This window comes from Flavonifractor sp. An10 (genome assembly GCF_002161215.1).
GTDB lineage: Bacteria > Bacillota > Clostridia > Oscillospirales > Oscillospiraceae > Flavonifractor > Flavonifractor avistercoris.
In genome coordinates this window covers 63,805-77,544 of sequence record NZ_NFMB01000011.1, presented here as the reverse complement: position 1 = coordinate 77,544, position 13,740 = coordinate 63,805, and the positions used below count along the sequence as shown (strand labels likewise).

Genomic DNA, 13,740 nt, shown 5'->3' with positions numbered 1-13,740 from the left:
TCTTTCCCGTTTTCTGATCCAGCCTGCCAAGGAGATCAGAAGATCCGGCGGGCGCCCACGTAGACGTTGGCGTAGTGGCCGCTGGTCAGGGTGTCAATCTTAACGGTGTATGTATTGGTGGAGGCGTGGATGAACTGTCCGCCGCCGATGTAGATGCCCACGTGAGAGGCGGCCTTGGAGGTGTTGTAGCGGAAGAACACCAGGTCGCCGGGCTGGAGCTCGCTCTTGGACACCGAGGTGCCGTTGGAGAGCTGGCCGGAGGCGGTGCGGTTCAGGGTGTAGCTGAAGTGGCGGTACACATAGCTGGTGTAGCCGGAGCAGTCGAAGCTGCTGGGGCCGTTGCCGCCGTACACATAGGGGGTGCCCAGATACTGCTTGGCGTAGTCCACCACCTGCTGGCCCAGGCCGCTGCTGGCGGCCACGGCGGTGCTGTCGCCGCGGGAGCCGGCGGAGTCCTTGCAGGTGACCATGTAGTCGCTGCTGACATAGCCGGACAGGCCGCCGGAGGTGGTGATCTTGTACCAGCCGTTGTCAATGCCCACAATGTTGACCACGGAGCCGTCGTTCAGGGGATAAACCACATCATAGTCGGTGCCAGGCCCGCTGCGGATGTTCAGGGTCGCGCCGTCGGTCTGAACCAGGCCGTAGCCGATGGTCACATCGGCCTTGGTGGCCACGTCCAGGTACTCGCCGGACATATACCCCTCCACGGAGTTATAGTCCACCTTGTACCAGCCGTCGCCGGTATCCTCCAGCACCACCACGGTGTCGCCCTTGGCGGCGGTGGCCAGGATGGTGGAGTCGGTGGTGGCCTCATCCCGGAGGCGGAGGGCATCGGTGTTGACGGTGCCCACGCCCACGCTGGCGGCGGAGGCGGAAACCACACAGACGGTGGAGATGGCAACGGTAAGCAGCGCGGTGCGCAGCAGCTTGGCAGGCGTTATCATGGGTAGATTCCTCCACTTTCAAAGCTTTCCCCGCCGGAGCGGGGCTTTGTCTTTTCTTTCGTGAGGGGGCCTCAGGCGCTGGCCAGGGCCCGATCCAGCCAGACAGAGGCCACATCCATGGCGGCGTACAGGCTGTCCTTCTCGGTTTTCTTCACCACCCGGTCCCGGCTCTTCAGATCGGGATCGGTGAGCTGGAGCTGGACGGACACCTTGGTGGCCACGTCCATGTCCTTCTCCTTCTTCTGGGAGAGAATCTGGAGCATGATGATATATTTCTGGGCCATGCTGCCGTAGTAGATCAGGCTGTCCTTCCGGCGGAGGGGGTGGCCCTTGTAGGTGAGGGTATTGTTCTGATTTGCCATTGCGGCCTCCTTTGAGGATTTGTTACGATTCTTAAAAACTGTAACCAAATTGTAACACATTGTTTCCGTTCCGTCAACCGCTTTCCCGGAGTTTTTTCAGGAAATGTCTCCTAAAAGCGGACAAGCCGGGGTTCTGTCCGGGATCGGGGGACAGCGTGTCGAGGGAGAGAGGGCTGACAAACGGGAACAGATGTGCTATAATCGGGGCTGTCGGACTATTCTGAGGAAACAAGCGAGGCGATACCGATGAATCAAAAGGAAGTCAGCGAGCTGCGCCGCCGGTTCAAGCCGGAGAAGAGCGCCATCAGCCGCATCTACGGATGTTATGTCAACAGCAGCCGGGAGATCATCTCCTATCTGGACGCGCCCCTGGGCACCATGCCGGAGGAGGAGGCGGAGAAGTACCTGGGCCTGCTGAAGAAGGCCCTGTCCGGCGCCCTGGGCCGGAACCTGATCGACATCGTGTTCTCCACCCGGCAGGTGGCGGACAGCGAGGAGCACCGGCTGCTCACCGCCCTGCGGGACTGCCAGCTGAAGGACAGCGCCCTGCGGCAGAGTTTTTATGAGAAGCTCATCGGCACCCTGGAGCTGGAGGAGAGCAACTACCTGATCCTGCTGGCCCACGACGTCTACGACGTGCCCCACCGGGCCAAGGACGACACCGTGGACGGCTCGGACACCGTGTTCTCCTACTTTGTCTGCTGCGTCTGCCCGGTGAAGGAGGGCAAGCCGGAGCTGGGCTACTTCTCCGGCGACAACGAGTTCCACACCTGCACCCCCTGCCGGGTGGTGGCGCCGCCGGAGCTGGGCTTCCTGTTCCCGGCCTTCGACGACCGGGCGGCCAACCTCTACAACGCCCTGTTCTACGCCCGCAAGCCCGATCAGCTCCACCAGGAGGTGATCGACGCGGTGTTCCATACCGAGCCGCCCATGTCCGCCGCCGAGCAGCGGGAGGCCTTCCAGGGTGCCCTGACCGACGCCCTGGGGGAGGCGTGCAGCATGGAGGTGGCCCAGGCCGTCCATGAGGGCCTGCGGGAGCGGATCCTGCGGCACAAGGAGGAGAAGGATCCCGAGCCCCTGACCATCTCCCCCGGCGAGGTGGGGGCGCTCCTGGCCGACTGCGGCGTGGGGGAGGACAAGGTGTCCGCCTTCCTGGAGCAGTGCGGCCAGCGCTTCGGGCAGGGGGCGGCCCTCAGCCCGGCCAACCTGATCGACAGCGGCAAGTTTGAGCTCAAGACCGCCGCCGCCACCCTCTCCATCGACCCGGAACAGAGCTATCTGGTGGAGCGGCGTACCATCGACGGGCGCAATTATCTGCTCATCCCCGTGGAGGGGGACGTGGAGCTCAACGGCTTCGGCGTCCGCACCGCCCGGGACTGATCCACAGCCATTTCTATTATATAGGTAAGGATAGCACGGCGCGCCCACCGCTTCAAGCGGTGGGCGCGCCGATTTTTCAGGTTTCCGGGGCAGGGGGCCGCCGGCGGAGCTGCACGGCGAAGGCGGCGGCGGTGAACACCAGGGCCCCCAGCATGAGGCTGCCCTCGCACAGCATGGGATAGAGCTTCCCGCCCAGGGCAATGATGCGGGTGTAGGCCTCCCGCAGCACCACCACATAGGCGCCGAAGGAGGACAGCTGCACCAGCAGGGCGGCGGGGGAGAAGCGGGGGGCGGCGCAGGCCCAGGCCAGGGAGAGCACATCGGCCAGGAAGAAGTACCGCTCGTGCATGTGGGGCAGGAAGAAGGGCACCCCGACGGCCAGAAGCACGGCGGCGGTGAGGAGCACCCGGTCGTCCGCCCGCCGGCGGAGCAGCCACAGCGCGGCAATCACCGCCAGCGCCAGGGCGAAGGCGATGAGGATGCCCAGCCGGGCCGCGGCGGCGGTGTCCACCTGGGCGTCGTAGGGGAGGAAGGCGTATAGGTTGGGGGCGTTCAGGTTCAGGTAGTCGGAGTACTCCGAGGCCTGGCCGAGATACACCCCCAGAATGTCCCCCAGGGGCTTGCCCAGCAGCAGGGCGGGCACGCAGGTGGCGGCATAGGCGGCGGGGAAGCAGAGCAGGGCGCGCAGCGGCACCCGCCGGAGGAGCACCAGTGCCCCCCACAGGGGGAGGATAAAGACGGTCTGGAGTTTGCAGGAGAAGGCCACCCCCAGCAGGATCAGGGAGGTATAGGGATGTCCCTCCAGGGTGGAGGAGAGGGCGTGGAGCACCAGGGCGCCGTACAGGGCGTCGCACTGGCCCCAGAAGGCCCCGTTGGTCACCACCGTGGGCAGCAGCAGGAGCAGGCAGAAGCACAGCAGGGGACGGTTCTTGTCCCCCGGGGTGAAGTGGCGCACCAGCCGGAAGCCGCCCCAGGCCAGAATCCCGTCAAAGAGGATGGAGAACAGCTTGATCAGATACAGATCCGGGATGGGCAGGTAGGAGATGGCGGCCAGGAAGTAGAGGTAGGGGGCGTTGTAGTTGCCGATGGGCAGCTTCACGGCGGCAAAGCCGCCGCTGTCCCGGAACGTGGCTGCCCACTGGGACAGGAACATCTGGTAGTCGGCGGACTGGTAGTCCAGCAGCAGGGCCCGCAGGAAAACCGCCAGCCCGATGGGCAGCAGGGCGGCCAGCATCTGCTCCCGGCCCAGGCCCAGGCGGCGCAGCAGCCAGAGGGCCAGCCCGGCCAGGGCCAGCAGGAGGAGATATACGGCGGTGTGGGCGGCCGGCCCGCCCAGGGATAGCGCCCCGGCGGGCAGCAGGCCCAGCCCCAGCAGAAACAGCCCGGCCCCCGCCCAGGGGAGCACGGTGGATCGGTTCATAGACAGAATACCTCCCGGCAATAGGAGAATGAGGCTGTCGAAAAACCCTCCCGCCGAAGGATGCGGAGGGAAGAATAGTGTGAAAGGCTGCCCCGCAGGGCGTTTCGGAGCGCAACCGCCGCAAAGCGGCGGCACTTGGCGCGGAGATGAACCGTCAGGGTTCCCTTTCGCGTTGGATCAAACAACTTTTTGAAACTTTCTTTAAAGTTTCAAAAAGTTCAGCAGCCTGTCGAAAAGACTTTTTCGACAGGCTGAGTGGCCCGGGGCGTGCCCCGGGCCACTTGAAACGGATGGGATCGGAATCAGAACTCAGGCTGCTCCTCGATGACGGAGTCCCCGGTCTCGGCCAGAGGCTCGACAGCCTCAGCCTCCACCACGTCCTCCTCCTCCGGAGCGGCCTCGCCGCTCTGGGCATCGCCCTCGTCGTCCATCTGGTCGTATTTGCGGTAGATGGACAGGCCGGAGCCGGCGGGGATCAGCTTGCCGATGATCACGTTCTCTTTCAGGCCCAGCAGGTGATCCACCTTGCCCTTGATGGCGGCCTCGGTGAGCACCTTGGTGGTCTCCTGGAAGGAGGCGGCGGACAGGAAGGAGTCGGTGGCCAGGGAGGCCTTGGTGATGCCCATCAGCAGGCGGGTGCAGGTGGGCAGCTGGAGCTCCATGCCGTCGTTGGTCTCCCCCGCCTCGATGCGGGCCCGGACGTCGGCCACGGCGTCCTCAAACTCGATGAGATCGATGGTGGAGCCGGAGAGCAGCTGGGAATCGCCGGCGTCCTCCACCCGCACCTTGCGCATCATCTGGCGGCAGATGACCTCGATGTGCTTGTCGTTGATGTCCACGCCCTGCTGGCGGTAGGGCTTCTGCACTTCCTGAATCAGGTAGTCGTACACGGCGTGGATGCCGCGCACCCGCAGCACGTCCTGAGGATAGAGGGCGCCGTCGTTCAGGGCGAAGCCCTTCTCGATCACGTCGCCGTCCTTCACCCGCAGGCCCGCGTAGGGCAGCAGATAGGTGACCACCTCGCCGTCGTCGGCGGTGATGGTGACGTTGCACATGGAGTTGCGCTTGGCCTCCTCCAGGGTGACCCTGCCGCCCACCTCGGCCAGCTGGGCCATCTTCTTGGGCTTGCGGGACTCGAACAGCTCCTCAACACGGGGAAGACCCTGGGTGATGTCGCCGCCGGCCACGCCGCCGGTGTGGAAGGTACGCATGGTGAGCTGGGTGCCCGGCTCGCCGATGGACTGGGCGGCGATGATGCCCACGGCCTCGCCCTCGCCAACGGGCTCGCCGATGGCCAGGTTGATGCCGTAGCACTTGGAGCACACCCCGCTGCGGGCCCGGCAGGTGAGCACGCTGCGGATCTTCACAGAGTGGATGCCGTGGGCCTCCAGCAGCTTGGCGTCGGCCTCGGTCATCATGGTGTGGTGGTCGATGAGCACCTCGCCGGTCTGGGGATCGCAGATGTCCTCCACCGGGTAGCGGCCCTTGAGCCGCTCGCCGAAGGTCTCGATCACCTGGCCGTTCTCCACGATCTCGCTGACGGTGATGCCGTCGTCGGTGCCGCAGTCGTGCTCGCGGATGATGACCTCCTGGGACACGTCCACCAGACGGCGGGTCAGGTAGCCCGAGTCGGCGGTACGCAGGGCGGTATCGGCCATGCCCTTCCGGGCGCCTCGGGAGGAGATGAAGTACTCCAGCACGGACAGGCCCTCACGGAAGTTGGACTTGATGGGGATCTCGATGGTGCGGCCGGAGGTGTCGGCCATCAGGCCGCGCATGCCGGCCAGCTGACGGATCTGGGCGGAGGAGCCGCGGGCGCCGGAGTCGGCCATCATCCAGATGGGGTTGTACCGGTCCAGGCCGGCCATCAGGGCGTCGGTCACGTCCTTGGTGGTCTTCTCCCAGGCCTCCACCACCAGGCGGTACCGCTCCTCGTTGGTGAGGAAGCCACGCTTGTACTGCCGCTCGATCTTGACGATCTCCTTCTCGGTGTCGGCGATCAGGCCGTACTTCTTCTCGGGGATGGTCATGTCGTAGATGGAGACGGTGAGGGAGCCGCGGGTGGAGAACTTGTAGCCTCGGTTCTTAATGGTGTCCAGCACGCCGGCGGACACGGTGAAGCCGTGCTTGGTGATGCACTTGTCGATGATCTTGCCCAGCTGCTTCTTGCCCACGATGAAGTTGACCTCGGGGTCAAACATCTGCTCGGGGTCGCTCCGATCCACAAAGCCCAGATCCTGGGGGATGCCCTCGTTGAAAATCAGACGGCCCACGGTGGTGCGCACCAGCTTGTGGCGGGTGACGCCGTCCACCTCGGCGGAGCGGCGCACCAGGATGGGCACGTGGAGCTCCAGCTCGCCCTCGTCGTAGGCCAGGCGGGCCTCGGTGTCGTCGGCAAAGACGTGGAGCACCTCCCGGGGCAGCTGGCCGTCCTCGGTGTCGGCGCAGATGCCCGCGTAGGTGGGGATGTCGTCCAGAGAGCCGGGGTTCTTGACCCAGATATAGGAGTCGGGGGTGATGGTGCCCTCGGCCAGGGCGGCCTTCACCGCCGCCACGTCGTCGTAGGTCTCCTCGGCGGTGTGCTCGGGATACTTCTCATAGGTCAGGTAGTAGGAGCCCAGCACCATGTCCTGGGTGGGCACGGTGACAGGGCCGCCGTCCTGGGGCCGCAGCAGGTTGTTGGCCGAGAGCATGAGCACCCGGGCCTCGGTCTGGGCCTCGGCGGACAGGGGCACGTGGACGGCCATCTGGTCGCCGTCGAAGTCGGCGTTGAAGGCGGTACACACCAGGGGGTGGAGCTTGATGGCCCGGCCCTCCACCAGCACCGGCTCGAAGGCCTGGATGCCCAGGCGGTGGAGCGTAGGCGCACGGTTGAGCATGACGGGGTGATCCTTGATGACAAACTCCAGGGCGTCCCACACCTCGGCCCGGCCCTTGTCCACCATCTTCTTGGCGGACTTGATGTTGTTGGCCAGGCCGTCCTCCACCAGCTTCTTCATGACGAAGGGGCGGAACAGCTCGATGGCCATCTCCTTGGGCAGGCCGCACTGGTAGATCTTCAGCTCGGGGCCCACCACGATAACGGAACGGCCGGAGTAGTCCACGCGCTTGCCCAGCAGATTCTGGCGGAAGCGGCCCTGCTTGCCCTTGAGCATGTCGGACAGGGACTTGAGGGCACGGTTGTTGGCGCCGGTGACGGCCCGGCCGCGGCGGCCGTTGTCGATCAGGGCGTCCACCGCCTCCTGCAGCATGCGCTTCTCGTTGCGCACGATGATGTCGGGGGCGTTGAGCTGGATGAGGCGCTTGAGGCGGTTGTTCCGGTTGATCACCCGGCGGTACAGGTCGTTCAGGTCAGAGGTGGCGAAGCGGCCGCCGTCCAGCTGCACCATGGGGCGCAGCTCGGGGGGGATCACCGGCAGCACGTCGATGATCATCCACTCCGGCTTGTTGCCGGACAGGCGGAAGGCGTCCACCACCTCCAGCCGCTTGACGATGCGGGCCTTCTTCTGGCCGGAGGCGTCCTTCAGCTCGGCCCGCAGGGAGGTGGACAGCTCCTCCAGATCGATGTCCTGGAGCAGCTTCTTCACCGCCTCGGCGCCCATGCCGGCCTCGAAGTCGTCCTCGTACTTCTCCCGCATGTCGCGGTACTCCTTCTCGGAGAGGATCTGGTTCTTGGCCAGGGGGGAGAAGCCGGGATCGGTGACAATATAGCTGGCGAAGTAGAGCACCTTCTCCAGGATCCGGGGGCTGATGTCCAGCAGCAAGCCCATGCGGGAGGGGATGCCCTTGAAATACCAGATGTGGGACACGGGGGCGGCCAGCTCGATGTGGCCCATGCGCTCCCGGCGCACCTTGGCACGGGTGACCTCCACGCCGCAGCGGTCGCAGATCTTGCCCTTGTAGCGGATCTTCTTGTACTTGCCGCAGTGGCACTCCCAGTCCTTGGTGGGGCCGAAGATGCGCTCGCAGAACAGGCCGTCCCGCTCCGGCTTGAGGGTGCGGTAGTTGATGGTCTCCGGCTTCTTTACCTCACCGTAAGACCACTCGCGGATCTGTTCCGGGGAGGCGATGCCGATCTGGATGGCTTCAAATTCAGCGTAACTCATGTGTTTGCTCGTCCTCCCTTACTTATTCCATATCGTCGTCATCGGAGTAGTCGTCCGAATAGTCGTCGTCCAGCCCCTCGTCGTCGGAGACGGCCAGATCGTCGTCGTCGCTGCCCTCCTTCAGGGTGTAGCCCGCGGCGGCGAACTCCGACTCCCCGCCGGCGTTGTAGCCGTAGTAGTCGTCATCGTCGTCGTGGTACTTGCCGCCCTGGTAGTTGTCATCGTCGTCGTCCTTCAGCTCGATCTCGTTGCCGTCGTGATCCAGCACCTTGATGTCCAGGCACAGGGACTGCAGCTCCTTGACCAGAACCTTGAAGGACTCGGGCACGCCGGGCTTGGGTACGTTGTGGCCCTTGACAATGGCCTCGTAGGTGCGCACGCGGCCGGTGACGTCGTCGGACTTGACGGTGAGGATCTCCTGCAGGGTGTAGGCCGCGCCGTAGGCCTCCAGGGCCCACACCTCCATCTCGCCGAAGCGCTGGCCGCCGAACTGGGCCTTGCCGCCCAGAGGCTGCTGGGTGACCAGGGAGTAGGGGCCGGTGGAGCGGGCGTGGATCTTGTCGTCTACCAGGTGGTGGAGCTTGAGGAAGTACACATAGCCCACGGTGACGGGGTTGTCAAACCGCTCGCCGGTGCGGCCGTCGTACAGCCAGCTCTTGCCGTCGGGCCGCAGGCCGGCCATCTTCAGGGTCTCGGCGATGTCCTTCTCGTCGGCGCCGTTGAAGACGGGGGTGGCCACCTTCCAGCCCAGGGTCTTGGCCGCGTAGCCCAGGTGAACCTCCAGCACCTGACCGATGTTCATACGGGAGGGCACGCCCAGGGGGTTGAGCACGATGTCCAGGGGGGTGCCGTCGGGCAGGAAGGGCATATCCTCCTGGGGCAGGATGCGGGAGACCACGCCCTTGTTGCCGTGGCGGCCGGCCATCTTGTCGCCCACGGAGATCTTCCGCTTCTGGGCGATGTAGACCCGAACCACCATGTTGACGCCGGGGGAGAGCTCGTCGCCCGCCTCCCGGGTGAAGACCTTCACGTCCACGATGATGCCGCTCTCGCCGTGGGGCACCTTCAGGGAGGTGTCGCGAACCTCCCGGGCCTTCTCGCCGAAGATGGCGCGCAGCAGCCGCTCCTCGGCGGTGAGGTCGGTCTCGCCCTTGGGGGTGACCTTTCCCACCAGAATGTCGCCGGCGCGTACCTCGGCGCCCACGCGGATGATGCCCCGCTCGTCCAGATCCTTCAGGGCGTCCTCGCCCACGTTGGGGATGTCCCGGGTGATCTCCTCGGGGCCCAGCTTGGTGTCGCGGGACTCGGTCTCGTACTCCTCGATGTGGATGGAGGTGAACACGTCCTCCTTCACCATCCGCTCGTTGAGCAGGATGGCGTCCTCGTAGTTGTAACCCTCCCAGGTCATGAAGCCCATGAGGATGTTCTTGCCCAGGGCGATCTCGCCGTTGTTGGTGGAGGGGCCGTCCACGATGACCTCGCCCTTCTCCACCCGCTGGCCGGCGTTGACGATGGGCCGCTGGTTGATGCAGGTGGCGTGGTTGGAGCGCAGGTATTTAATGAGCTTGTAGTCCCCGGTGCGGCCGCTGTCATAGCGGACGGACACGGAGGTGGCGTCCACCTTGGACACCACGCCGTCCTCTTCGGCCAGGATGGCCACCTCGGAGTCGATGCAGTTCTTGTGCTCCTGGCCGGTGGCCACGATGGGGGCCTCGGTGGTGAGCAGGGGTACGGCCTGACGCTGCATGTTGGCGCCCATCAGGGCACGGTTGGCGTCGTCGTTCTCCAGGAAGGGGATCTGGGCGGTGGCGATGGAGAACATCATCTTGGGGGAGATGTCCATGTAGTCCACCTGATCCCGATCCACGTCGATGATCTCGTTGCGGTGGCGGCAGGTGATACGGGGGTTCTTCAGGCAGCCGTTCTCATCCAGAGGCTCGGTGGCCTGGGCGATGGTGTACTCGTCCTCCATGTCGGCGGTCATATACTCCACCTGGCCGGTGACGCGGCCGGTGGCCCGATCCACCTTGCGGTAGGGGGCCTCGATAAAGCCGTACCGGTTGATGCGGGCATAGGCGGACAGGTAGGAGATCAGGCCGATGTTGGGGCCTTCGGGGGTCTCGATGGGGCACAGGCGGCCGTAGTGGCTGTAGTGGACGTCACGCACGTCGAAGGAGGCCCGGTCACGGCTCAGGCCGCCGGGGCCCAGGGCGGACAGGCGGCGCTTGTGGGTCAGCTCGGCCAGGGGGTTGGTCTGATCCATGAACTGGCTCAGGGGGGAGGAGCCGAAGAACTCCTTGATGGCGGCGGTGACGGGGCGGATGTTGATGAGGCTCTGGGGGGTGACGATGTCCAGATCCTGGATGGTCATCCGCTCCCGGATCACCCGCTCCATACGGCTGAAGCCGATGCGGAACTGGTTCTGCAGCAGCTCGCCCACGCAGCGCAGGCGGCGGTTGCCCAGGTGGTCGATGTCGTCGGCGGAGCCCACCCCGTGGGCCAGGCAGTTGAGGTAGTTGATGGACGCCATGATGTCGTCCACAATGATGTGCTTGGGGATGAGATCGTCCATGCGGTCGCGGACGGCCTCCTTCAGCTCCTCGCCGGAGAACTCCTGCAGCAGCTCCTGCAGGACGGAGAAGCGCACCCGCTCGGTGACGCCGCACTCGGCGGGGTCGAAGTCCACAAAGTGCTTCATGTCCACCATGTGGTTGGAGAACACCTTGATCTGCGTGCCCTCCAGATCCAGCACGGCCTCGTTGACGCCCTTGGCGTCCAGCTCCCGGGCCTTCTCCCGGGTGAGCACCTCGCCGGGCTCGGCCAAAATCTCGCCGGTCATGGGATCCACCACCGGCAGGGCCAGGGTCTGGCCCGCCAGCCGGGCCCAGATGGCCAGCTTCTTGTTGAACTTGTACCGGCCCACCGCGGACAGGTCGTACCGCCGGGGGTCGAAGAACAGGGCGTTGAGCAGGCTCTCGGCGGAGTCCACCGTGGGGGGCTCGCCGGGGCGCAGCTTGCGGTAGATCTCCAGCAGGGCGTCCTCGTAGGTCTTGCAGGCGTCCTTCTCCAGGGTGGCCACCAGCCGGGCATCCTCGCCGAACAGCTCCAGAATCTCCGCGTCGGTGCGGGGGCCCACGGCGCGGATCAGGCAGGTGATGGGCAGCTTGCGGTTCTTGTCGATGCGCACATAGAACACGTCGGAGGGGTCGGTCTCATACTCCAGCCAGGCGCCCCGGTAGGGGATGACGGTGGTGGCATAGGTGACGGCCCCCGCCTTGTCCTCGGTGCGGGAGTAGTAGATGCCGGGGGAGCGGACGATCTGGGAGACGATGACCCGTTCGGCGCCGTTGATGACGAAGGTGCCGCCCTTGGTCATCAGGGGGAAGTCGCCCATGAAGATCTCCTGCTCCTTGATCTCCTCGGTCTCCTTGTTGCGCAGGCGCACCCGCACCTTGATGGGGGCGGCGTACGTGGCGTCCCGGGCCTTGCACTCCTCCACGGAGTACTTGGGGGGCTCATCCATGGAGTAGTCGATGAAAGACAGCTCCAGGTTGCCGGCGTAGTCGGTGATGGAGGCCACATCCTTGAACACCTCCCGCAGTCCCGTGTCCAGGAACCACTGGTAGGAGTTCTTCTGCACCTCCAGGAGGTTGGGCATATCCAGGATCTCCTCGTGGCGGGCAAAGCTCTTGCGGAGGGTCTTGCCGTAGTAGACGTCCTTGACCATCTTAGAAACAACACCTCGTTTTCGTAATGGGGAGTCCGCTGGGGGGCAGGGGCTCCCGGCTGCTGCGGCTGCTTCGTGCGTCCGTGTCCGGGCGGCGGAGGGAGATACACACCCGGCTGCGTGGATAAAACGTGAAAAATTTCTCTTGCGCTTTTCCGGAGCCCGTGGTATAGTGGGTACAACATGGGGCAGGATCGGGAAAACGCCTTTGAAACATAAGAGCGTTTCAGTATACCATGTATGTATTGGAAAAGTCAACTGCTTTTTAAGAAAATCTGGAGGAATCCAGATTTTTTTCTTATTTTCTCCGGGCAGGGAGGCGAAGCGCATGCCGGAACCGTACAGAGACCCGTATATGGATCAGATCCGGGCGATCATTCAGGTGTGTGAGGACACCGACGGGATCCTGATTGTGGATCGGAACGGGATCATCCGGGATCACCGCATTGCCATGAACTACTATTGGAAGGCGGAGGAGACGGTGGGCCGCCACATCCGGGAGCTCTATCCGGAGCTGGACGAGGAGAGCAGCACCATCCTCCGCGCCCTGCGCACCGGCCGGGCCATCTACGACCAGCGGCAGGAGATTGTGAACAGCCGGGGGGAGCGGGTGGTGCTGGATGCTACCACCATCCCCATCTCGGTGGACGGACAGGTGGTGGGGGCGGTGGACTGCGCCCGCTTCTATGTGGTGGGGCAGCGTATTGTCCGCGGCGGCCGCCGGGGCGGCCTGTCCACCCTGGATCGGATTGTGACCTGTTCGCCGGTGATGGAGGAGCTCAAGCGCCGCGTCCGCTCCGCCGCCCAGCTGGACTCCCCGGTGCTCATCTATGGGGAGACGGGCACCGGCAAGGAGCTGGTGGCCGAGGCCCTCCACACCGAGGGGCGGCGGTGCGGCCAGTCCTTCGTGTCCCAGAACTGCGCGGCCATACCCACCAACCTGCTGGAGAGCATGTTCTTCGGCACGGAGAAGGGCAGCTATACCGGCGCGGTGACCCACAAGGGCCTCTTTGAGGAGGCCAACGGCGGCACCCTCTTTCTGGACGAGATCAACTCCATGGACATCTCCCTCCAGGCCAAGCTGCTCAAGGCCCTGGAGGAGAAAAAGGTGCGCCGTCTGGGCGGCAGCCGGGACATCCCCTTTGACGTGCGCATCGTGGCGGCGGTGAACGAGCCGCCGGAGGAGCTGCTCCGCACCGGCCGCCTGCGGGAGGATCTCTTTTACCGCCTTGGGGTGGTGCGCCTGCTCCTGCCGCCCCTGCGGGAGCGGCCGGAGGACATCCCGCTGTTGACAAACCATTTTCTGGAGCAGTATAACCGTTCCATGAAGCGCACCATCCGGGGGGTGACCCCGGGGGCCGACCGAATGCTCCGGCAGTGCCGGTGGCCGGGCAATGTCCGCCAGCTGCGCAACGCGGTGGAGGGGGCCTTTGCCGTGGCGCAGGGGGAGCTGCTGTGCGAGGCGGATCTGGCGGAGAGCCTGGGCACCCGTCCGGAGCCCCCTTCGGAGGCCGCCGGCGCGGCCCTGCCGGACGGCCCCATCTCCCTGAGCCGGGAGGTGGAGCGGTACGAGCGGGAGCTCATCCGCCGGGCCATGGAGCAATACGGTTCCATCTCCGCCGCGGCCCGGAACCTGGGCCTGTCGCGGCAGAATCTGAAATACAAGCTGCAAAAATATGACCTGTAAAAAATTTTGCAGGTGCAAAAAATTTTGACAATTGAGTACGCAGGAGCGGCATCGAACGGGCCGCCGGAAATCCAGCGCCAGAGCGGGACAGCCTGAGCTGTCCCTAGGGGC

The 13,740-nt window shown here is 64.9% G+C and carries 7 protein-coding genes; 2 read left to right on the top strand and 5 right to left on the bottom strand.

Features of this window, described 5'->3' with window-relative positions; translation table 11 throughout:
* Nucleotides 1-35 precede the first annotated feature (35 nt).
* Nucleotides 36-947 carry an SH3 domain-containing C40 family peptidase gene (locus tag B5E42_RS17500; RefSeq protein ID WP_087242009.1) on the bottom strand — a complete coding sequence of 304 codons (912 nt, stop codon included), beginning with the start codon at nt 945-947 and terminating at the stop codon, nt 36-38.
* A 71-nt stretch (nt 948-1,018) separates the two neighbouring features.
* Nucleotides 1,019-1,309, bottom strand: a complete 291-nt coding sequence (locus tag B5E42_RS17495) for a hypothetical protein (protein ID WP_087242007.1) — start codon at nt 1,307-1,309, stop codon at nt 1,019-1,021.
* A gap of 246 nt (nt 1,310-1,555) precedes the next feature.
* Here B5E42_RS17495 and B5E42_RS17490 point away from each other — a divergent pair, with 246 nt between their 5' ends.
* Nucleotides 1,556-2,689, top strand: coding sequence for a DUF4317 domain-containing protein (locus tag B5E42_RS17490; protein ID WP_087242005.1), 1,134 nt, complete (start codon nt 1,556-1,558; stop codon nt 2,687-2,689).
* 76 nt (nt 2,690-2,765) lie between these two features.
* Here the strand turns inward: B5E42_RS17490 and B5E42_RS17485 are convergent, their stop codons facing one another.
* From B5E42_RS17485 to rpoB, 3 genes are all read right to left on the bottom strand, one after another.
* Nucleotides 2,766-4,109, bottom strand: a complete 1,344-nt coding sequence (locus B5E42_RS17485) for a glycosyltransferase 87 family protein (protein WP_141242566.1) — start codon at nt 4,107-4,109, stop codon at nt 2,766-2,768.
* 302 nt (nt 4,110-4,411) lie between these two features.
* Nucleotides 4,412-8,215 carry a DNA-directed RNA polymerase subunit beta' gene (gene rpoC, locus B5E42_RS17480; protein ID WP_204244430.1) on the bottom strand — a complete coding sequence of 1,268 codons (3,804 nt, stop codon included), beginning with the start codon at nt 8,213-8,215 and terminating at the stop codon, nt 4,412-4,414.
* 22 nt (nt 8,216-8,237) lie between these two features.
* Nucleotides 8,238-11,942: a DNA-directed RNA polymerase subunit beta gene (rpoB, locus tag B5E42_RS17475; RefSeq protein ID WP_087242003.1), complete on the bottom strand. Its 3,705-nt coding sequence runs from the start codon at nt 11,940-11,942 to the stop codon at nt 8,238-8,240.
* Nucleotides 11,943-12,270: 328 nt separating this feature from the next.
* On the opposite strand from rpoB, the gene B5E42_RS17470 reads away from it, so the two are divergent.
* Entirely contained in the window at nt 12,271-13,629 is a 1,359-nt protein-coding gene (locus tag B5E42_RS17470) for a sigma 54-interacting transcriptional regulator (RefSeq protein WP_087242001.1), read from the top strand.
* Nucleotides 13,630-13,740: the final 111 nt, after the last annotated feature.

Bases quoted from the DNA above. Each gene is read 5' to 3' on its own strand.
- B5E42_RS17485 (WP_141242566.1), bottom strand. From the start codon at position 4,109: ATGAACCGATCCACCGTGCTCCCCTGGGCGGGGGCCGGGCTGTTTCTG.
- rpoC (WP_204244430.1), bottom strand. From the start codon at position 8,215: ATGAGTTACGCTGAATTTGAAGCCATCCAGATCGGCATCGCCTCCCCG.
- rpoB (WP_087242003.1), bottom strand. From the start codon at position 11,942: ATGGTCAAGGACGTCTACTACGGCAAGACCCTCCGCAAGAGCTTTGCC.
- B5E42_RS17500 (WP_087242009.1), bottom strand. From the start codon at position 947: ATGATAACGCCTGCCAAGCTGCTGCGCACCGCGCTGCTTACCGTTGCC.
- B5E42_RS17470 (WP_087242001.1), top strand. From the start codon at position 12,271: ATGCCGGAACCGTACAGAGACCCGTATATGGATCAGATCCGGGCGATC.
- B5E42_RS17495 (WP_087242007.1), bottom strand. From the start codon at position 1,309: ATGGCAAATCAGAACAATACCCTCACCTACAAGGGCCACCCCCTCCGC.
- B5E42_RS17490 (WP_087242005.1), top strand. From the start codon at position 1,556: ATGAATCAAAAGGAAGTCAGCGAGCTGCGCCGCCGGTTCAAGCCGGAG.